Source organism: Sphingomonas sp. GlSt437 (assembly GCF_048015635.2).
Lineage (GTDB): Bacteria > Pseudomonadota > Alphaproteobacteria > Sphingomonadales > Sphingomonadaceae > Sphingomonas.
The window spans coordinates 1,168,058-1,186,786 of the sequence record NZ_JBPGYA010000001.1 but is presented as its reverse complement, the minus strand read 5'-3'; the positions used below and the strand labels follow the sequence as shown (position 1 = coordinate 1,186,786).

The 18,729-nt window shown below is 66.7% G+C and carries 15 protein-coding genes; 6 read left to right on the top strand and 9 right to left on the bottom strand.

Annotated features, from left to right (window positions below):
- Positions 1 to 49: 49 nt before the first annotated feature.
- A complete protein-coding gene (locus ACLB0R_RS05860; RefSeq protein WP_416642404.1) occupies positions 50 to 2,206 on the bottom strand; it encodes a transglycosylase domain-containing protein in 2,157 nt (718 codons plus the stop codon).
- A gap of 171 nt (positions 2,207 to 2,377) precedes the next feature.
- On the opposite strand from ACLB0R_RS05860, the gene ACLB0R_RS05855 reads away from it, so the two are divergent.
- Positions 2,378 to 3,376 carry a LacI family DNA-binding transcriptional regulator gene (locus tag ACLB0R_RS05855; RefSeq protein WP_416642403.1) on the top strand — a complete coding sequence of 333 codons (999 nt, stop codon included), beginning with the start codon at positions 2,378 to 2,380 and terminating at the stop codon, positions 3,374 to 3,376.
- On the opposite strand, the gene ACLB0R_RS05850 is transcribed toward ACLB0R_RS05855, so the two are convergent.
- Positions 3,373 to 4,152: a sulfite exporter TauE/SafE family protein gene (locus ACLB0R_RS05850; RefSeq protein ID WP_416642402.1), complete on the bottom strand. Its 780-nt coding sequence runs from the start codon at positions 4,150 to 4,152 to the stop codon at positions 3,373 to 3,375. The two genes, ACLB0R_RS05855 and ACLB0R_RS05850, sit on opposite strands and share 4 nt — an antisense overlap.
- Before the next feature lie 44 nt (positions 4,153 to 4,196).
- A complete protein-coding gene (locus tag ACLB0R_RS05845) occupies positions 4,197 to 5,402 on the bottom strand; it encodes an LL-diaminopimelate aminotransferase (RefSeq protein WP_416642401.1) in 1,206 nt (401 codons plus the stop codon).
- 125 nt (positions 5,403 to 5,527) lie between these two features.
- Between ACLB0R_RS05845 and ACLB0R_RS05840 the strand changes: the two genes are divergently transcribed.
- The 3 genes from ACLB0R_RS05840 to clpS all read left to right on the top strand — a co-directional run bounded on the left by ACLB0R_RS05840 (position 5,528) and on the right by clpS (position 8,691).
- A complete protein-coding gene (locus ACLB0R_RS05840; protein ID WP_416642400.1) occupies positions 5,528 to 7,276 on the top strand; it encodes a PHA/PHB synthase family protein in 1,749 nt (582 codons plus the stop codon).
- Between the two features lie 125 nt (positions 7,277 to 7,401).
- On the top strand, positions 7,402 to 8,187 hold the full coding sequence (locus tag ACLB0R_RS05835; protein ID WP_416642399.1) for a phasin family protein: 786 nt from the start codon (positions 7,402 to 7,404) through the stop codon (positions 8,185 to 8,187).
- Between the two features lie 168 nt (positions 8,188 to 8,355).
- Positions 8,356 to 8,691 carry an ATP-dependent Clp protease adapter ClpS gene (clpS, locus tag ACLB0R_RS05830; protein ID WP_416643025.1) on the top strand — a complete coding sequence of 112 codons (336 nt, stop codon included), beginning with the start codon at positions 8,356 to 8,358 and terminating at the stop codon, positions 8,689 to 8,691.
- A gap of 15 nt (positions 8,692 to 8,706) precedes the next feature.
- Here clpS and ACLB0R_RS05825 read toward each other — a convergent pair whose 3' ends face one another.
- Positions 8,707 to 9,441, bottom strand: a complete 735-nt coding sequence (locus ACLB0R_RS05825; protein WP_416642398.1) for a Crp/Fnr family transcriptional regulator — start codon at positions 9,439 to 9,441, stop codon at positions 8,707 to 8,709.
- A gap of 128 nt (positions 9,442 to 9,569) precedes the next feature.
- Here ACLB0R_RS05825 and murA point away from each other — a divergent pair, with 128 nt between their 5' ends.
- Both murA and ACLB0R_RS05815 read left to right on the top strand, forming a co-directional pair.
- On the top strand, positions 9,570 to 10,853 hold the full coding sequence (gene murA / locus ACLB0R_RS05820; RefSeq protein WP_416642397.1) for a UDP-N-acetylglucosamine 1-carboxyvinyltransferase: 1,284 nt from the start codon (positions 9,570 to 9,572) through the stop codon (positions 10,851 to 10,853).
- A gap of 79 nt (positions 10,854 to 10,932) precedes the next feature.
- On the top strand, positions 10,933 to 11,493 hold the full coding sequence (locus ACLB0R_RS05815; protein ID WP_416642396.1) for a hypothetical protein: 561 nt from the start codon (positions 10,933 to 10,935) through the stop codon (positions 11,491 to 11,493).
- A gap of 35 nt (positions 11,494 to 11,528) precedes the next feature.
- Here ACLB0R_RS05815 and ACLB0R_RS05810 read toward each other — a convergent pair whose 3' ends face one another.
- From ACLB0R_RS05810 to ACLB0R_RS05790, 5 genes are all read right to left on the bottom strand, one after another.
- Complete coding sequence (locus tag ACLB0R_RS05810; RefSeq protein WP_416642395.1) at positions 11,529 to 14,834, bottom strand: glycosyltransferase; 3,306 nt, start codon at positions 14,832 to 14,834, stop codon at positions 11,529 to 11,531.
- Positions 14,835 to 15,063: 229 nt separating this feature from the next.
- Positions 15,064 to 16,374 carry a cystathionine gamma-synthase family protein gene (locus ACLB0R_RS05805; protein ID WP_416642394.1) on the bottom strand — a complete coding sequence of 437 codons (1,311 nt, stop codon included), beginning with the start codon at positions 16,372 to 16,374 and terminating at the stop codon, positions 15,064 to 15,066.
- A 56-nt stretch (positions 16,375 to 16,430) separates the two neighbouring features.
- Positions 16,431 to 17,195 carry a peptidoglycan editing factor PgeF gene (gene pgeF / locus ACLB0R_RS05800; protein WP_416642393.1) on the bottom strand — a complete coding sequence of 255 codons (765 nt, stop codon included), beginning with the start codon at positions 17,193 to 17,195 and terminating at the stop codon, positions 16,431 to 16,433.
- Entirely contained in the window at positions 17,192 to 17,698 is a 507-nt protein-coding gene (locus ACLB0R_RS05795; RefSeq protein ID WP_416642392.1) for a GNAT family N-acetyltransferase, read from the bottom strand. Before ACLB0R_RS05795 ends, pgeF begins: the two co-directional genes overlap by 4 nt.
- Positions 17,695 to 18,729 carry a class I SAM-dependent methyltransferase gene (locus ACLB0R_RS05790; protein WP_416642391.1) on the bottom strand — a complete coding sequence of 345 codons (1,035 nt, stop codon included), beginning with the start codon at positions 18,727 to 18,729 and terminating at the stop codon, positions 17,695 to 17,697. The genes ACLB0R_RS05795 and ACLB0R_RS05790 overlap by 4 nt, the downstream gene beginning before the upstream one ends.

Genomic DNA, 18,729 nt, shown 5'->3' with positions numbered 1-18,729 from the left:
AGTCTGCGCAACCCTCTCCCCTTCCAGGGGCGAGGGAAGTAATGAGAAGCTAACGCCCCTCCCCCTCCGGCGGCGGGCGTGGTCGATCGCGGGGATCGGGCGCGCGATCGGCGGGCGTATCGCGGCGGGGGCGGTCGCGTCGCACCTTGATCGATCCGTCGCGGCCGATCGAGAGGTTCAGGCCCAGGCCGTTGATGTTGCCGACCACTTCGGGCGCCGGTGCGTCTTCTTCGGGCATCGTGGCGTTGCCCGCATCGGGGCTGGCGGCATCGGGATCGACCAGCGCGTCCATCGCATTGCTGATCGTGCTGAAGATGTCGGGCGCCGGCGCCGCGCGCGGGCCGACATTGAGCGCCTGCTGCATGAAATCGCGCCACAGCCGCGCCGGAATGCCGCCGCCCGACAGCCCGGCGCTGGGTGAGTTATCGTCATTGCCGACCCAGACGCCGCAGACGAGATCGCCGGCAAAGCCGATGAACAGCGCGTCGCGGCTGTCCTGCGTCGTCCCGGTCTTGCCATAGCTCGGGATGCTCAGCGCTGCCTGCCGCCCGGTGCCGGTCGCGATCGAGGCGGCGAGCAGGTCCATCATCTGGCTCCGCACCCGCTCGTCCATGCGGTGCGGGCCGCTGGCCCATTGCTGCAGCCAGCTCTTGTCGGGCGCGTCGGCCAGCCCGCGCGCGCCGACCGGATAGTCGCCACCGGCCACCGCTGCATACGCCGCGGTCAGCTCGAGCAGCGAGCCGGTCGCGGTGCCGAGCGCGATCGTCGCTTCGTTGGGGATCGGGGTGGAGATGCCCAAGTCGCGCGCCGCCTTGATCACCTTGTCGACGCCGACTTGCTGAGTCAGCCGCGCGGCCGCGACATTGCTCGAAATCGCGAACGCTTGGCGGAGCGTGATCTGCCCGCGATAGCGCCCGCTGCTGTTGCGCGGCTCCCATTGGCCGATCTTGATGGGCTTGTCCTCGATGGTGGAATCGGGCGTCATCCGGCTTTTGAGCGCGGCGTAATAGACGAAAAGCTTGAACGTCGATCCCGGCTGGCGGCGCGCCTGCGTCGCGCGGTTGAACGGGCTGTCGTCATAATTCTTGCCGCCGACCATCGCGACGACGCGGCCATCGGGGTGCATCACCACCATCGCGACTTGCGCCTTGCCGAGCCCGATATGGCGGACGCTGCGCTCGGCGGCGCGCTGCAACCGGGCGTCGAGCGTGGTGGTGACGGTGGATGCCGCGCTGATCGCGCCGGCCCGGTCGCGCGCGGCGGGCAGCACCCAATCGGCGAAATAGCTGCCGTCGGGCAAATCGGCGACCTGATCGGGGTGAAGGCGCGCGGGCTTGACCGCTGCGGCGGTGGCGCGGTCGATCAGCTTGTCCTCCGCCATCGCATTGACGACGACCATCTGCCGCGCCTGCGCGCCGGCGAGATTGCCGGTGGGGGCGAGGCGCGACGGCGCCTTCACCAGCCCCGCCAGCATCGCCGCCTGGCCGATCGTCAGCTTGGCGGGCGTGGTGCTGAAATAATGCTTTGCCGCCGCTGACAAGCCATAGACGTTGTCGCCGAAATAGACGTTGGAGAGGTAGCGCGACAATATGTCGTTCTTGCTCAGCCACGCCTCGAGCCAGAAAGCGATCATCACTTCGCGGATCTTGCGCCCGGCGGTGCGGTCGGAATCGAGAAAGGCGTTCTTGGCGAGCTGCTGAGTGATCGTCGACCCGCCTTCGCGCAAGCCGCCGGCGGCGACGTTGCGGAACATCGCGCGGCCGATGCCCCAAGGGTCGACGCCCCAATGGTGATAAAAGCGGCGATCCTCGATCGCGATGAACGCGTCGGTGACATGTTTGGGCAATTTGGCGGCATCGACCGGCTTGCCGATGATCGCGCCGCGCCGGGCGATCGGCGTGCCGTCCGAGGCGAGCAGAGTGACGCTCGGCGGCGCCGGCGGTTGGAGCGATTTGGAGAGCGGCGCGGTCAGCGCCAGCCAGCCGACGCCTATGAAGAACAGCACGAGCAACGCCGCCAGCCCGCGCATCACCCAGCGGAAGCGGCGCGGGCGATAGGCGACGGGCAGGTTGGTGGTGTAGCTGCCGGGCGGCGGCGGGGGCTCGGTCGGCGCAGTGTCGCGCCACGCTGGCGCCCGGCGCGCGTCCGGCGGCGGCATGCCGTTGGTCAGCTCCAGCGGCTCGTCGTCAAAAGGGAATCCGCGCATGCCCGTCATGTCCCGCAGCCCGATACGCGGCCGCGACGCTGTATTATTCGCATAATACGCATATCGCAAGCCGCTTTGCGATGGATGGACGGAGGGGCGCTCGGCATGCCAAGGTGGAGCTTATAGCTGCTTTCGCTCGCGCGGAAACGGTGATTAGGGGTGGCGCCAGGCGTGCGAGTGACGATCAAGGATGTGGCGCGCGAAGCCGATGTGTCGATCAAGACCGTGTCGCGCGTCCTCAACAACGAGCGCTATGTGGGCGAGGAAACGCGCCGCCGCGTTGCCGATGTGGTGGCGCGGCTCAATTTCCGCCCTAGCGTCGCGGCGCGCTCGCTCGCCGGGCGGCGCTCGTTCCAGATCGCGCTCATTTGCGACAATCCCAGCCCTTATTATGTCTATGAGATGCAATCGGGCATCCGCGACCGCTGCGAGGCGGATGGCGTGCGGATGATCGCGCAGCCCTATGATCGCGACAGCCCGAAACTGCTCGACGAGATCGAGAGTCTCGTTGAGGCGACGCATGTCGACGGCCTGATCCTGACGCCGCCGGTCAGCGACCATCGCCAGGTGCTCGATCTGCTCCAGCGGCGCGGGGTGCGCTATGTGCGGGTGTCGCCGGGGAGCGACGTCGATGCGGCGCCGTCGGTGTTCATCGATAACGAGGCGGCGGCGGCGGCAATGACGCGGCACTTGCTCGCGCTTGGGCACACCCGCATCGGCTTCATCGCCGGCCACCCGAGCTATGCAACGAGCGCGCAGCGGCTGGAGGGCTATGGGGCGGCGCTGCGCGAGGCGGGCCTCGCACTTGATCCGGCGCTGGTGGTCACCGGTAATTACGACTTTGCGAGCGGCGCCGCGCAGGGTGAAGCGCTGCTCGCACTACCCGATCCGCCGACCGCGATCTTCGCGTCGAGCGATGATATGGCCGCCGGCGTGCTGGCGGCGGCGCACCGGCGCGGGCTCGACTTGCCGGGTGAGCTGTCCGTCGCGGGGTTCGACGATACCGCGCTCGCTGGCTACGTCTGGCCGCCGCTCACCACGATCCGCCAGCCGACGCGCGACATGGCGTTCGCGGCGGCCGACTTGCTGCTTGGTGGCGAGGGCGAGACCGAGCGGCGCGAGATCGGCTATGAGCTGGTGGTAAGGGCGTCGACGACTGGAGCACGCTAGGTCAGCAGCTTCACCCCCACCACTGCCAGCGTCGTCGCCAGCAGGGGCCCCAGAATCCGGTCTGGCGCGCGCGCCGCAAGCAGGCTGCCGATGATGATGCCGGGGATGGAGCCGACCAACAGCGACGCCAGCAGATCGAGATTGACCGTTCCCAGATAGAGATGCCCCAGCCCCCCTAGCAGCGTAAGCGGCACCGCATGGGCAATGTCCGAGCCGACCAGCCGGTTGACCGGCATCTGCGGGTAAAGCAGGATCAGCGCGGTCATCCCGAGCGCCCCCGCGCCCGCCGAGGTCAGCGTCACCAGCACGCCCAGCACCATCCCGAGCACCACGGTCAGGATCGCCACGCCGTGCGGCTCGATCCGCGCGAACCGCGGCGCTATCCAGGCGATCAGTCGCTGGCGCAGGAAAGTGGCGAGCGCGGTCAGCACCAGGATGATCCCCAGCACCGTCGTGATCAGGTGTGAGATCGCGGGGGATTGCTGGCCGTAATCGCCGATTAGCGCGATCGTCGCCAGCGTCATCGGCACGCTGCCCAACGCGAGCAGGCCGACGACGCGCCAGCTCACCGTGCCGCGCCAGCCATGCACGCTGGTGCCGACGGTCTTGGTCGCCGAGGCATAAAGCAGATCGGTGCCGACCGCTGTCGTCGGGTGGAAGCCGAAGAACAGCACGAGCAGCGGCGTCATCAGCGACCCGCCGCCGACGCCGGTCAGCCCGACGAGCAGGCCGACGAGCACGCCGGCGAGCGAATACATGGGGTTGATCAGCGGCATCGGACGATCACAGGCCTATCGGCCCGAGCCGGGTCGGCGCGACCTCAACCCGCCTTGGCCGCGGTGTTGACGCCCATCTGCTGGAGATAGCGCTTCACGTTGCGCGCCGCCTGGCGCAGCCTTTGTTCATTCTCCACCAGCGCGATCCTCACATAGCCTTCGCCAAGCTCGCCATAGCCGACCCCGGGCGCGACCGCGACCTTGGCATGGACGAGCATTTGTTTGGAGAACTCAAGGCTGCCTAAATGCTGGAGCGCGGGCGGCAGCGGTGCCCAGGCGAACATGGAAGCGGCGGGCGCGGGGATATCCCAGCCGGCGCGGGCGAAGCTTTCGACCAGCACGTCGCGGCGCTTGTGGTAAAGCTCGCGGTTCTGCGCGACGATGTCCTGCGGGCCGTTGAGCGCGGCGCAGGCGGCGGCCTGAATGGGGGTGAAGGCGCCGTAATCGAGGTATGACTTCACTCGCGTCATCGCCGCGATCAGCTTGGGGTTACCGACCGCAAAGCCGATCCGCCACCCCGCCATCGAATAGGTCTTGCTGAGGCTGGTGAATTCGACCGCGACGTCCTTGGCGCCTTTCACCTGCAGGATCGAGGGCGTCGGGCGGCCGTCATAATAGAGCTCGGAATAAGCAAGGTCGGAAAGCACCCACACCTTGTTGTCGCGCGCCCAGGCGACGAGCCGCTCGTAGAAAGCGAGGTCGACCGTCTCTGCGGTGGGGTTGGAGGGATAGTTGACGACGAGCACGCTGGGCCGCGGCACGGTGAACGCCATCGCGCGCTCAAGCGCCTCGAAATAGCGCTCATCGGGCGTGGTCGGCACGGCGCGGATGGTGGCACCAGCGATGATGAAGCCGAAAGTGTGGATGGGGTAGCTGGGGTTGGGCGCCAGCACGACATCGCCGGGCGCGGTGATCGCGGTGGCGAGGCTGGCGAGCCCTTCCTTCGAGCCCATGGTGACGACGACTTCGCGCTCAGGATCGAGCTCGACGCCGAAGCGGCGGGCGTAATAATTGGCCTGGGCGCGGCGCAGGCCCGGAATGCCCTTGGACTGCGAATAGCCGTGCGCATCAGGCTTGGCGGCGACTTCGCAGAGCTTCTCAATCACATGCGCCGGCGGCGGCAGATCGGGATTGCCCATGCCGAGATCGATAATGTCCTCGCCGCTGGCGCGCGCCTCGGCCCGCATCGCGTTGACTTCGGCGATGACATAAGGCGGCAGGCGTTTGATGCGGTAGAAATCGTCGGACATCGTGGCTTTTCGATCCTTGGCTTCGGCTTGTCGGGCGAACATACGCTATTTATCGCCGAGCGGGAATGACGGCGGCGTCGGCCTGCGCTAGAGCAGTCGCGAACCGCCCGAAGGTGAGCGATCCCATGGCCGATTCCCCTGCGCCGACCACGCCTGCCATCCCGCCGCTCCCCAGTCTGGAGGACATGCAGCACTGGACCTGGGTGATGGGCCGCGCTCAGCAGATGGCGATGGAAGCCGGGCTGAAGGGCCTGCGCGAGGCGGGCATGATGCCCGAGATCAAGGGCTTCACCGACGACGCGACGCTTGATCGCGTGCAATCCTTCTGGGATGACAGCTTCCAGCTCTGGCAGCGCTTCCTTGATCCCGAGGCGAAGCCCACCGAGGAGCCGCCCGCGCTCGCCAAGGACAAGCGCTTCGAGGATCCCGCCTGGCGCGAGAACCCGGTGTTCGACTGGCTGCGGCAAAGCTATTACCTGATCAGCGACCATCTGCTGCGCAATGTCGAGGCGGTCGAGGGCGTCGACCCGAAGATGAAGGAGCAGCTTCGCTTCGTCTCGCGTGCTTTCGTCGACGCGGTCAGCCCGAGCAATTTCCCGATCACCAATCCTGAAGTGCTCGATCGCACCATGGCGACCGGCGGCGAGAATCTGCTGGCGGGCATGCAGAATATGCTGGCCGACATCGCCAGCGGGCAGATGAAGCAGACCGATTCCGATGCTTTCGAAGTCGGCCGCAACATCGCGATTACGCCGGGCAAGATCATCAAGCGCACGCCGCTGTACGAGCTGATCCAGTATTCCCCGACGACGGATGAGGTGTACGAGACCCCGCTCATCATCTTCCCGCCCTGGATCAACCGCTTCTACATCCTCGATCTGAGCCCGGAGAAGAGCTTCATCAAATGGGCGGTCGACCAGGGGCTGACCGTGTTCATGGTCTCGTGGAAATCGGCCGACGCGACGATGAAGGACGTGGTGTGGGACGATTATGTCGAAGCCGGGCAGATCGACGCGATCGACACGGTGCGCGATCTGCTGGGTGTCGAGAGCGTTCACGCCATCGGCTATTGCGTTGCCGGCACCACGCTCGCGGCGACGCTGGCGGTGCTCGCGGCGCGGGGGCAGGCGGCCAAGGTGAAGAGCGCGACTTTCTTCACCGCGCAGGTCGATTTCAGCCAGGCGGGCGAGCTGCTCAACTTCGTCGATAACGAGCAGCTCGCGATGATCGCGCAGCTGTCGCCCGACGGCTATCTCGACGGGCGCTATATGGCGGCGACCTTCAATCTGCTGCGCGGGCGCGACCTGATCTGGAATTACGTCACCAACAATTATCTGCTCGGCCGCGATTATGCGCCGTTCGATCTGCTGTTCTGGAACAGCGACACGACCAATTTGCCGGCCAAGTGGCACCTCTCGTACTTGCGCGATCTCTACCGCGACAATCTGCTCGTGAAGCCCGGCGCGCTGTCGGTCAGCGGCACGCCGATCGATTTGAGCCGCATCGAGACGCCGGCCTATGTCCAGGCAGGGCGCGAGGACCATATCGCCCCGCTCGCCAGCGTGTGGAAGCTGACTGAGACGTTGCAGGGCCCGGTGCGATTCGTGCTGGCGGGCTCGGGCCATATCGCTGGCGTCGTCAATCCGCCGGCGGCGGGCAAATATCAGTATTGGACCTATGACGGCGCGGCCAAGACGCTCGACGAGTTCGTTGCCCGCGCGACCGAGACCAAGGGCAGCTGGTGGCCCGACTGGATCGGCTGGATCGCCGAGCAGAGCGCAGCAAAAGTGCCCGCCAAAAAAGCACGGCAGCCGGGCAAGGGTGCGATGAAAGCGCTCGACGACGCGCCCGGCCGTTACGTCCGCGCTCGCTGATAAAAGCCATAAATGCTATAGGCTTGGCCTGCGCCGGAACGCTTTTGTTGCACTGCACAAAAAACGCTTGAATTTCGTTGCGCTCGGTTTATATTGCACTGCAGCAAATAGCTGTGGAGGGCCCGATGGCCGACAAGGATGTAAAGCCCGTCGCAAAGACCCCGTCGCCCGTTGCCAAGGCGGCACCGAAGGCTGCGGCCAAGCCCGTCGAGGCGGCCAAGCCTGTTGAGGCGCCCAAGCCGGTGGTGAAGGCGCCGGTCGCAAAGCCCGCCGCGCCGGCCGTCGTTGTGGCCCCGGCACCCGTCGTCGCCAAGGAAGCGGCGCCCGAGCCGGTCGTCGCGCCGGTCGTCGTCACGCCCGCGCCGGTTGTCGCCAAGGCAGCGGCGCCGGTCGAACCCGTTTCAGTACCAACCAAGCAAGAAGAGGCTGCCGCTCCGGCCGCCGTTCAACCCGCACAGAAGGAAGTGACCATCATGGAAAACACCATCAAGCAGGCGACCGACAAGGCGCAGACCCTGTTCACCGAACTGAACGACCGCAGCAAGGCAGCGGTTGAGCGCGGCACCAAGCTGTTTGCCGAGCTCAACGACTTCAACAAGGGCAATGTCGAAGCGCTGGTCGAATCGTCGAAGATCGCCACCAAGGCGTTCGAGACGCTGGGCCAGGAAGCCGCCGACTATACCCGCAAGTCGTTCGAGCACGCGACCGCGACGCTGAAGAGCCTGTCGACGGTCAAGACCCCGACCGAGTTTATGAAGCTGCACAGCGATTATGTCCGCCAGTCGTTCGACTCGATCGTCGCTGAGACGTCGAAGGCGACCGAGACCTTCCTCAAGGTTTCGAACGACATCGCGCAGCCGATTTCGAACCGCATCGCGGTGGCCGCTGAGAAGATCAAGATCTCGGCGTAACGGCTTCGTTCCCCACCGGGGAGCGCAGACAAAACAGATGGGGCGGCTGCCGATGCGGTGGCCGCCCCATTTTTCGTGGTTTACAGGCCCAACGCCCCCCTTGCCCTCACCGGCCCTTGTCCCATATTTTAGGCTTCCATGATCACGGCGATGCAGATGACACGCGCCATGGCTGATGAAGGCCAGGGCGATGACGACGAGGGCGGCGGCACCGGCGTTGGCGTCGCCACGCGCACGCGCACCAAGACCAAGCGGCCGACGCCTTATCGCGTGCTGATGCTCAACGACGATTATACGCCGATGGAATTCGTCGTGCTGGTGCTCCAGCGCTTCTTCCGGATGAATATCGAGGAAGCGACGCGGGTGATGCTCCACGTCCACCAGAAGGGCGTTGGCGTGTGCGGCGTGTTCCCCTATGAAGTCGCCGAGACCAAGGTCGCGCAAGTGATGGATTTCGCGCGCCAGAACCAGCACCCGCTGCAATGCACGCTGGAAAAGGCCTAAGCTAGGGCGCGCTGGTTAGGCCCGCTTCGGCAGCCAAGTCATATCCAGGCCCCGGCGCGGGTCGCGGCGCGCGGCCAGCCGTTCCAGCCCGCGTTCGTCGACCAAGGTGATCCGCGCCGCTTCGCGCACTGCCAGCCCGAGATCGCCGAGCTTGCCCATCGCACGGATCGCTTCGGCGGGCCGCAGCGCGATCGCTTCGCCCATTTCCTCGGTGGTGAGCGGCGTGACGAAGCTGTGGCTGATCGCCGGGTCGACCGCGCGCAGCCTGTCGCGCAGTTCGATCAGCAGCGCGGCGAGGCGGGCATGCGGCGGCTGGGTTTCGATCGCGATCAGCCGGTCGGTCAGCGCCATCCGCTCGACCTGCTCGTCGGCGAGCAGCAGCAGCGCGAGGCGCGGATGCCGGGTGAGCGCATCGCCCAACGTCGCGCGATCGACGCGGTGGATGACGGCATCGGTCAGCGCGACCACCGTCTCGCTGCTTTCGCGCATCGCCAGCATGCCGGTGCTGACGAGATCGCCGGGCAGATAGAGCCGGGTGAGGCGCCGCCAGCCTTCGGTCGCGGCCATCCGCCCGGCGAGCGCGCCGCGTGCGACGATGGCGAGTTCGGTCACCCGTTCGCCCTCGGCGATCAGCGTTGCGCCGGTGCGCAGATGCCGCTCGCGCTGCTCGATCTCGGTCAGCGCGGCGCGTTCGGCGTTGGACAAGGGGGCGATCCGGCCGATCCGGTCGGCCAGGCTGGCATGCGGCATGGGGTGGGTCCTTCGGCCCGAATTGGCGTGTTGTCAGCAGCGCTAGCACGGCGCGTCTCACCACCAGCTTAATGCGATAACATGTCGGCGGCGTTGCACTTGGGCGCGGGCGCAGTAGTAACGACGGGATGGACCGAATCCTCATCCGCGGCGGCCAGCGCCTGGCTGGCCGCTTGCCCATTTCCGGCGCCAAGAACGCCGCGCTCACCCTGATGCCGTGCGCGCTGCTCACCGAAGAGCCGCTCACCCTGCGCAACCTGCCGCGCCTTGCCGATGTCGATGGCTTCGGCCACCTGCTCAACCAGCTTGGCGTCTCCACCCTGGTCGAGGGCGCGCGGCCTGAGGATTTCGGCCGGGTGATGACGCTGCGCGCCAATCGCCTCACCTCGACCACCGCGCCTTATGACATCGTGCGGAAAATGCGCGCCTCGATCCTGGTGCTCGGCCCGCTGGTCGGCCGCGCGGGCGAAGCGACGGTGTCGCTGCCCGGCGGCTGCGCGATCGGCAACCGCCCGATCGACTTGCACCTGAAAGCGCTGGAGGCGCTTGGCGCCGAGATCGAACTGGCGGCGGGCTATGTGAAGGCGACCGCCCCTGGCGGTCGGCTGGCCGGCGGCCGCGTCGTCTTCCCGCTCGTCTCGGTCGGTGCGACCGAGAATGCGGTGATGGCCGCCGTCACTGCCAGGGGCGGCACGATCATCGAAAATGCGGCGCGAGAGCCTGAGATCGTCGATCTGTGCCAATGCCTCGTCGCGATGGGCGCGTCGATCAGCGGCATCGGGACCGAAACGCTCGAGATCGAAGGGCGCGACCGGCTGCACGGCGCGACCTATCGCGTCATGCCCGACCGCATCGAAGCGGGCAGCTATGCCTGCGCCGCCGCGATCACCGGGGGCGACCTGGAATTGGCGGGCGTCGCCCCGCACGACATGCTGGCAACGCTCGCCGCGCTGCGTGAGGCGGGCGTGGTGGTGGAGGAGCGCGCCGACAGTGTGCGCGTCGCCGCAAACGGCCATCTGGGGCCCCTGACGCTCTCGACCGCGCCGTTCCCCGGCTTCGCGACCGACATGCAGGCGCAATTCATGGCGATGCTCGCGCTCGCCGACGGGGCCAGCGTGCTGACCGAGACGATTTTCGAGAACCGCTACATGCACGTGCCCGAACTGGCGCGGATGGGCGCCGACATCCAGGTGCGCGGCCGCGTCGCGGTGGTGCGCGGGGTGGACCGGCTCGTTGGCGCGCCGGTGATGGCGACCGACCTGCGCGCTTCGATGAGCCTGATCCTCGCGGGCCTGGCAGCGGAAGGTGAGACGCAGGTGCAGCGTGTGTATCACCTCGACCGAGGCTATGAGCGGCTCGAGGAAAAGCTGCAGGCTGTGGGCGCGGATATCGAGCGGGTCAGTGATGGGTGAGGGGCGCCGTGCAACCCGCGAAATAAAATCGTCCGATTACACTGCTAGGGACTGCCTGATCTTAATTTAGGAACCACGGATGTTCGACTTTCTAGTGGCGGCGATGGCGTTGGCCGCTCAGCCCGCTCCCACCGCCGCTACTGAAATGCTTCGGATTGATGTGCCGGACGAATTTCAGGTCGGCTATCATCACCGCACTGCGCACGGCGACCTGATGGAGATGGTAGTTCCCCCTGAAACCGTGGATAACTGGTCAACGCTGATAACGGGCCTGGACTTCTTCGACACCGCCAAAGTCGGTGTTGAGAATTTTTATCCGATATGGCGCCGGGGGATGATTGCCGCCTGTCCGGGAATGACGGAAACTTTTGCCAAGGGGACCGTTGACGGGCATCGGGCCATAAAGGGCGTTTTGTCCTGCCCACTCAATCCCAGAACCAACAAGCCCGAAAACCTGACGGCGATTTTTGTCCAAGGCGACGTCAACCTGCTGAATGTGCAAGTCGCATTCCGTCACAACGTAGGCGCTAAGGATCAGGCTCTCATCGACCGAATATCTGCATCGCTGAAGGTGTGCGACCAGCAAGCGATGGATGCTTGTACGGCGCGTAAAGCAATGGGTTTTGTAGTCGCCCGCTAGGCGGACCATCAAATTTCTTCGGTCTTGATCTTGCGCTACCCCTGCGCCTGCACCGCCCCCGTCCGTTCCAGCTTGCCCCAGCCGACGACCCAGCCCCCCATCGCTGAGGTGATCGCGCGGATGACGACCCAGTACATGATCTGGCGGTAGATGAAGCGCTGGGCGACGAGCAGGAAGGCGGGGTAGCGCTTCTCGCGCACATCCAGCCGATAGGCGATCGCGCCGCACGTCACGTCGATCGCCAGGAAGCCCAGCCAATAGACGCCCATGCGCAGCACGTCGGTCTGCGTCTGCGCCCAGCCATGCTGGGACACGCGCAAGATGGTCGCGATGATCGAGGCGGCGAGCGCGAGGTCGATGAGCGGCGAGATCGCGGCGAAGATGATCTGAAACAGCCACGCCTGCGGCATGCCGACAAAGGCCAGCCCCGGCGGCCGCGCGGTGGGGATCACCCGGCGGTGCTTCCACAGGCATTGCAGCGTGCCGAACGCCCAGCGGAAGCGCTGCTTGGCGAGCGCGCGGAAGCTTTGCGGCGCCTCGGTCCAGGCAACGGCCTCGGTATCGTAATCGACTCGCCAGCCGGCGCGCTGGATGGCGATGGTGAGGTCTTGGTCCTCGGCCAGCGTGTCCTCGGGGTAGCCGCCGACCTCGTCGAGCGCCGCGCGGCGCCACGCGCCGACCGCGCCGGGGACGACCGTCATCGCATCGAACCGAGCAAGCGCGCGGCGTTCGAGATTCTGCGCGGTAACATATTCGACCGCTTGCCAGCGGGTGACGAGATTGACCCGGTTGCCGACCTTGGCATTGCCCGCGACCGCGCCGATGTCGGGGTCGCCGAACCAGCGGGCGAGGCGGCGAATGGTCAGCGGCTCGAACTGGGTATCGGCATCGAGCGCGATGATGACGTCGCCCGAAGCCTCTTTCAGCGCGCGGTTGAGCGCGCTTGCCTTGCCGCCATTGACGAGGGTGAGCAGCCGCACGCGCGGATCGTCGCCGAATGCCTTGGCGACGACCTCGCTCGTCCCGTCCGACGAGCCGTCATCGGCGACGATCAGCTCCAGCGCCGGATAATCGCTCGCCAGCACGCGGCGGACCGAGCTCTCGATCACCTTGGCTTCGTTGTAGGCGGGGATGATCACCGAGATGCTCGGCGTCGCCGCGTCGATCGGTGGCGGCTTGCGGTTGCGATCGCCGATCGCGAGCAGTGCGATCAGCACCGCGCGACCGATGCCGAGACCGATGGCCAGGAAGAACGTCCATTTGAGCGCATAGGCCAGCGCGGCGAGCACCAGGAAGACGCCGATGTCGAAGCGCACTTCGGTCAGGTCGCTGCCGGTGACCGGCGGCATCACCTGGGTCGGGGTCAGGCCGGCGAGCTTGGAGACGGGCACGAACTGATAGCCGCGCGCGCGCAGCTCGGTGATGATGCGCGGCAGCGCCGCCAGGGTCTGCGATCGATCGCCGCCGCCATCATGCAGCAGTACGATATTCTCCGATCGATCGGGGTCGTCGCCTTCCACCTGGGCGATGGTGCTGTTGACGATCTCGTCGACGCCCGGCCGCTTCCAGTCGCCTGGGTCGGCGTGCAGGCCGACAACGGTATAGCCATTCTGCTGCGCGATCAGCGCGGGGAAGAGTTCGTCCGCCGTGGTCGGCTCGGCGTCCCCGAAATAGGGCGCGCGGAACAGCTTGGTGCCGCGCCCGGTATAGGCCTGGAGCAGCCGCTGCGTCGCATTGAGCTCGATCTCGGTGCCGGTACGCGAGACGAGCGCGAGATTGGGGTGGGTGTAGGTGTGATTGCCGATCTCGCTCCCGCCGGCGACGATGCGGTTGAGGATATTGGGGTGCTGCAGCGCATTCTCGCCGATGACGAAGAACGTCGCCGGCACGTGCATTTTCTCGAGAATGTCGAGGATCGGCGGCGTCCAGTCGGGATCGGGGCCGTCGTCGAAGGTGAGTGCAACATAATGCGGATGCGCGCCGGTGCGGCTGACGACATAAGGCGTCGGCAATTGCGCGTATTTCTCGTCGCGGATCAGGCCCTGCGCGTCGAACGTGACGCTGCGGCTGCCCGATTGCGGTGTCGCGGTAATGCGCAGGATTTCGCCCTGGCCCTCGATATCGACATTAGTCGGCTCATTCAGCACGCGCAGATCAGGCCGGCCGCCATTGCGGAAGTGGGTGAGCGCTTCCCACACGCCGGGGTCTTCGCTGCCCAGCCGCCACAGCGCGACTTGCTGAATGCCGAGCGCGCGGGCGGCGGCGAGCTGGTTCCAGGCGGACGCCGCATCGAGCATCCACACGTCGTGATGGCCATCGTCATCATCATAGCCGAAGCCGGCATTGCCGCTTTGCTTGTCGAAGATGATCGAGGCCGTACTGTCATTGGCGCGCGTCCACGCTTCTTCGATGCTCAGCCCCTCGGCCTGCTTGCCTTGCCAGTCATAAGCATAGCTGCCGATCGCGACGATCAGCTTGTCACGCCCGATCTGCGCGATCGCGCGGCGCAGCTCGTTGACGAAAAAGGTCTGCGGCGAAATCGGGCCGGGATCGCCGCCCTGGAAATGGAGGTCATAATCCATGATGAAGATGCGATCGGCAACGTCGGCAAAGGCGCGCGGCGGGAAATCCTCGTCGCCCACCGGCACCGTCACGCCGATGATGCCGCCATTGGGGCCAAGCGCGGTGCGCATGTCACGCAGCAATTGCCGATAGCCGCCCAGCGAAGTGCCGGGAAGATTTTCGAGATCGAAGACGATGCCGGCGTCGTGATTCTGCTTGACGCTCGCCGCCAGCGCATTGGCGAGCTTGGCGCGCTCGATCCGGCTGCCGAGCAAGGCGGCGGCGCCGGCACTGTCCCACACGCCGAGATGCGCGTTCTGCACCATCGGCAGCACTTGCGGGCGGCGCGCGGTCGTCGCGAGGATGCGGCCGAGCCGGGTATCGAGGTCGCGCGTCACCTGGTGAGTCGGGCCGATCACCGAGATGGTCGAGGGCACCAGCCAGTCGATCTGGCCGATATGCTGGGCCAGCGAGGCGCCGCTGGTGCCGTCATCCCAGGGCACGTAGAAGCCGACGGTGAGCGGCGTCAGCTGGCGCGTTACCTTGCCGCGCGGCAGCCAGGCGCTCACCCCGCGGTTGATCGCGTTGATCTGGCCGCGCAGCCGCGCGGGCTGGGCGCGCTCGAACAGCAACGGCAGCGATCCGCGCGGCGGCACGCGCACCACGGTGAAGGCGAACAGCGCCGCCGCCAGCACGACGACCGCGATCAGCAGCCCCACGGTGCGACCGGTCCAGCGCCGGCGCGTGCCGCTGGGATCGTAGAAAACCGGGCGCGTCACTGTCCCCCGCCGCTCCCCCAAATTACCCTCTTGCCCGTTGCCGTAGCCTCAAGCCGTTTGCTCATCAATCGATGCCGTCGATCCTCCCCCGCAAGGGGGAGGTGGCACGCGGAGCGTGACGGAGGGGGCGGACTTACCGCAGGCGTTTGGGCGTCCTCCCCCTCCGTCGCTATCGCGACACCTCCCCCTGGCGGGGGAGGATTGAGATAAGTAGCGGCGACACACATGATCAAATCGCGGCGAGCGCCTGATCAAAATCGGCAATCAGATCGTCGGCATCCTCAACCCCGATCGAGATGCGCACCAGATTGTCGGTGATGCCGAGCGCTTGTTTGCGCGCTTCGGGCACCGAGAGGTGCGTCATCCCCGCCGGATGGCTCGCCAGCGTTTCAGTGCCACCGAGCGAGACCGCGAGCTTGGCGATGCGCAGCGCGTCGAGGAAGGCGAAGCTCTCCTTCTCGCCGCCCTTCAGGAACAGCGAGAAGGTGCTGCCCGCGCCAGTGCAGTGGCGGCGATAGATATCGGCCTGGCGCTCATCGCCGGGGGTATCTTCCAGAAAGCCGAGATAGCCGACGCGCTCGACCTTGGGATGCTGGCGCAGGAAAGCGCAGACCTTGGCAGCGTTTTCGCCGGCGCGGGTCATGCGCAGTTCGAGCGTTTCGAGGCTGCGGAGCAGCATCCACGCGGTGTTGGGATCGGTGATCGTGCCGATGGTGTTGCGCATCAGCCGGATCGTGTCGATCAGCGCCTTGGGGCCGAGCACGCCGCCCGCCACGAGATCCGAATGCCCGCCGGCATATTTGGTCAGGCTGTACACGACGATATCGGCGCCGTGCTTCAGCGGCTGGTGCCACAGCGGCCCAAGGAACGTGTTGTCGATCGCGATCGGCGGTTTCTCGGGCAGATGGCCGAAAATCGCGTCGCGGCTGGCGGCGACGGCTTCGACATCGACGAGCGCGTTGGTCGGGTTGGCCGGGCTTTCGAGATAGATGAGCGCGACGCGGCCCGATGCCGCCTTGCTCAGCACCGTGTCGATTTCCTCGCGGGTCGCGCCGGCGGGGAAGTCGAGGAAATGCACGCCGAAGCGGCCGAGCACGCGCGCGATAAGGGTTTCGGTCGCGGCATAAAGCGGGCCCGAATGGACGATGGTGTCGCCCGGCCGCACCAGAGACAGGAACAAGGTCGCGATCGCCGACATGCCCGACGAGAAGCTCAGCGCGTCTTCGGCTTCTTCCCAGATGCCGAGCCGGTCTTCGAGGATTTCCTGGTTCGGCCCGTTGAAGCGCGAATAGACGAGGCCCTCGGCGCCGCCCGGCCGCTTGCCGGTCACGCCTTCGAAATGGCGCTTGCCGGCAGCGGCGTTGGGGAAAACGAACGTCGAGGTGAGGAAGATCGGGGGTTTCAGCGAGCCTTCCGACAGCATCGGATCATAGCCATGCCCCATCATCAGCGTCGCGGGCTTGAGCGCGTGGCCCCCCACCGTTTCGACGGGTGGCTTGGGGCGCCGGCGCGGGGCGGCGGCGTCGGATTCCTCGGTCATGCTTACTCCTGGGGACGAGCTTATCTTCTGCGGCCACCTATAGAGCGTGCGCGCGATCAGCCAAGCGCGATCAATGCGATCTGCCGGCCATAATCGCTTTCGCCGCGATGGGTGGCGCGGCGGTAGCTGAAGAAGCGATCCTCATCGGCATAAGTGTCGAGCCCGAGCGCTTCGACTTTGCCGATGCCGGCGGCGGCGAGCCGGTGCGCGACATAGGCCTCAAGGTCGAACTGATGATGGCCGGGGCGACCGGGCGCGAAGAAGCGCTCATTGGCGGGATCGGCTTCGGCGAAGCGGTGCAGGAACGCATCATCGACTTCATAGCTGGCGCGCGCGATGCACGGGCCGATCGCGGCGACGATGCGGCTGCGCTCGGCGCCCAGCGCTTCCATGGCATGCACCGTCGCGTCGGTGATGCCGCCGAGCGCGCCTTTCCAGCCGGCATGCGCGGCGCCGACAATCCCGGCCTGCGTGTCCGCGAGCAGGACCGGCGCGCAATCGGCGGTAAGGATGCCGAGCGCGATATCGGGCCGGGCCGTGACCATCGCGTCGGCGCGCGGCCGCAGAAGATGTTCGTACGGCGTGACGATGGTAACGGCGTCGGCTGAGTGGAGCTGATGGACCGTCGCCAGCGCGGCTCCAGGAGCGACCGCCTCCACTGCCCGCGTGCGGTTCTCCTCGATCGCGGCGGCTTCGTCGGCCGAGCCGGTGCCGACATTGAGGCCGGCATGGACGCCGGTCGACACGCCGCCGCGCCGGCCGAGAAAGCCGTGGCGCACCCCGGCCAGCGCATCGGCGCGGATCACCTCGACATCGCTCATAAAGCCAGCCGCATGATATGGTCCTCATCCGCCTGATCACCGACCATGAAGGCGTAGTTCTGGACGAATTCAAAACCGCGCTTTTCGTAAAAGCGCCGCGCCCGGTGATTGTCGGTGAAGACCGAGAGATAGAGCTCGTCCGCGCCGCGCGCCCGCGCCGTCTCTATGGCCCAGTCCATCAGCTCGGGCGCAATCCCCGCGCCATGCCAGGCGGGCAGCACATAAAGCTGGCGCAGCTCGATCGGCCGCCCGCGCGGCTCGAACGGCATGGCGTGCGGACCGAGCTTGCAATAGGCGATCGGCGCGCCCTCGTCCTCGGCGACGCGCACTGCATAGGTGGGGTCGGCAAGCTGTTCGGCCCAGCGCTCGGGCGCGTGCGTTTCGAGAAACGTGGCGAGGTTTTCGGGCGAATAGAGATGGCCGAAGGTGTCGGCGAAGGTTTGCTTGCCGAGCGTGGAGAGGGCCGCGGCATCCGCTGGGGTGGCATCACGATAGCGGATCATCGGAAGCCTTCCGGCGCCGGCCAGCCGGGCGCGGTCAAGGCCAGCGCCTTGAACAGGTTGCCCATCTGGTCGGGCTGGACGAGCCGGTCGCGATCCGCCGCCACCGATGGCCCCAGCCGCGCCGCGCGCGCATCGATGCCGAGCGCGGTCAGGAAGGCGCCCTGCTCGACCGGGCCGTGCGCGGTGGCGCCCGCCGCTTCCGCCGCCGCCGCCAGCGTCGCGAAATCGACATGCGCGGTCAGGTCGCGCTCGCCGGGCGCCTCGAACGGGTTGGCATAAGTATGGCCGCGCACCGCTTGGAGCGTGTCGCCGATCGCCGGGCCTTCATAGCCATAGTCGACGATCAGCGCCGCGCCGCCCTGCCGCACCAGCCGCTCAGCCAGGGCTTGCATGATGGCGACACCCGCCGGGCAGGTTTCGATGATCGCGCCGGGCGGGGCATCGGTGAGCGCTGCGGGGATGATCGCATCTGGCACAGCCTTGCCCCTGATCGGCAGGAACAGCGTATCCTGGCAAGCGACGAGCCTCTCATGCCAGCCATCGGCGCCTCTCACCAATTGGCGGATCGGTAGCGCATCGAAGAATTCGTTGGCGATGATGAGCAGCGGCTGATCGTCGGGTAAGGTCGCGACATCGTCGTGCCACGTCGCCTCGGCCACGCGCTCGGCCTGTGCGGCGCGGAGCACCGGGCTCGTCTCGACGAAATGGACGGGCGGCTTGAGCCCTGCCGTCGCCATCGCGCGTAAGGCATCCGCCGCCAGCGTCCCGCGCCCCGGCCCCAGCTCGACATAAGCGCATGTCCGCCGCCCGGCGCGGTCCCACAGATCGGCGAGCCACAGCCCGATCAGCTCGCCGAACATCTGGCTGATCTCGGGCGCGGTGATGAAGTCGCCGTCCGCGCCCAGCGGATCGCGCGTCGCATAATAATGCGCGTTGGCCGAGGCCATGAATTGCGCGACCGAAATCGGCCCGGCGAGCGTGATCGCCCGCGCCAGCCGTTCGGCAAGCGCCGGTTCGGCCGTCACTACCAT

Bases quoted from the DNA above. Each gene is read 5' to 3' on its own strand.
- ACLB0R_RS05860 (WP_416642404.1), bottom strand. From the start codon at position 2,206: ATGCGCGGATTCCCTTTTGACGACGAGCCGCTGGAGCTGACCAACGGC.
- ACLB0R_RS05850 (WP_416642402.1), bottom strand. From the start codon at position 4,152: ATGCCGCTGATCAACCCCATGTATTCGCTCGCCGGCGTGCTCGTCGGC.
- ACLB0R_RS05845 (WP_416642401.1), bottom strand. From the start codon at position 5,402: ATGTCCGACGATTTCTACCGCATCAAACGCCTGCCGCCTTATGTCATC.
- ACLB0R_RS05840 (WP_416642400.1), top strand. From the start codon at position 5,528: ATGGCCGATTCCCCTGCGCCGACCACGCCTGCCATCCCGCCGCTCCCC.
- ACLB0R_RS05835 (WP_416642399.1), top strand. From the start codon at position 7,402: ATGGCCGACAAGGATGTAAAGCCCGTCGCAAAGACCCCGTCGCCCGTT.
- clpS (WP_416643025.1), top strand. From the start codon at position 8,356: ATGGCTGATGAAGGCCAGGGCGATGACGACGAGGGCGGCGGCACCGGC.
- ACLB0R_RS05825 (WP_416642398.1), bottom strand. From the start codon at position 9,441: ATGCCGCATGCCAGCCTGGCCGACCGGATCGGCCGGATCGCCCCCTTG.
- murA (WP_416642397.1), top strand. From the start codon at position 9,570: ATGGACCGAATCCTCATCCGCGGCGGCCAGCGCCTGGCTGGCCGCTTG.
- ACLB0R_RS05815 (WP_416642396.1), top strand. From the start codon at position 10,933: ATGTTCGACTTTCTAGTGGCGGCGATGGCGTTGGCCGCTCAGCCCGCT.
- ACLB0R_RS05805 (WP_416642394.1), bottom strand. From the start codon at position 16,374: ATGACCGAGGAATCCGACGCCGCCGCCCCGCGCCGGCGCCCCAAGCCA.
- pgeF (WP_416642393.1), bottom strand. From the start codon at position 17,195: ATGAGCGATGTCGAGGTGATCCGCGCCGATGCGCTGGCCGGGGTGCGC.
- ACLB0R_RS05795 (WP_416642392.1), bottom strand. From the start codon at position 17,698: ATGATCCGCTATCGTGATGCCACCCCAGCGGATGCCGCGGCCCTCTCC.
- ACLB0R_RS05790 (WP_416642391.1), bottom strand. From the start codon at position 18,729: ATGGTAGTGACGGCCGAACCGGCGCTTGCCGAACGGCTGGCGCGGGCG.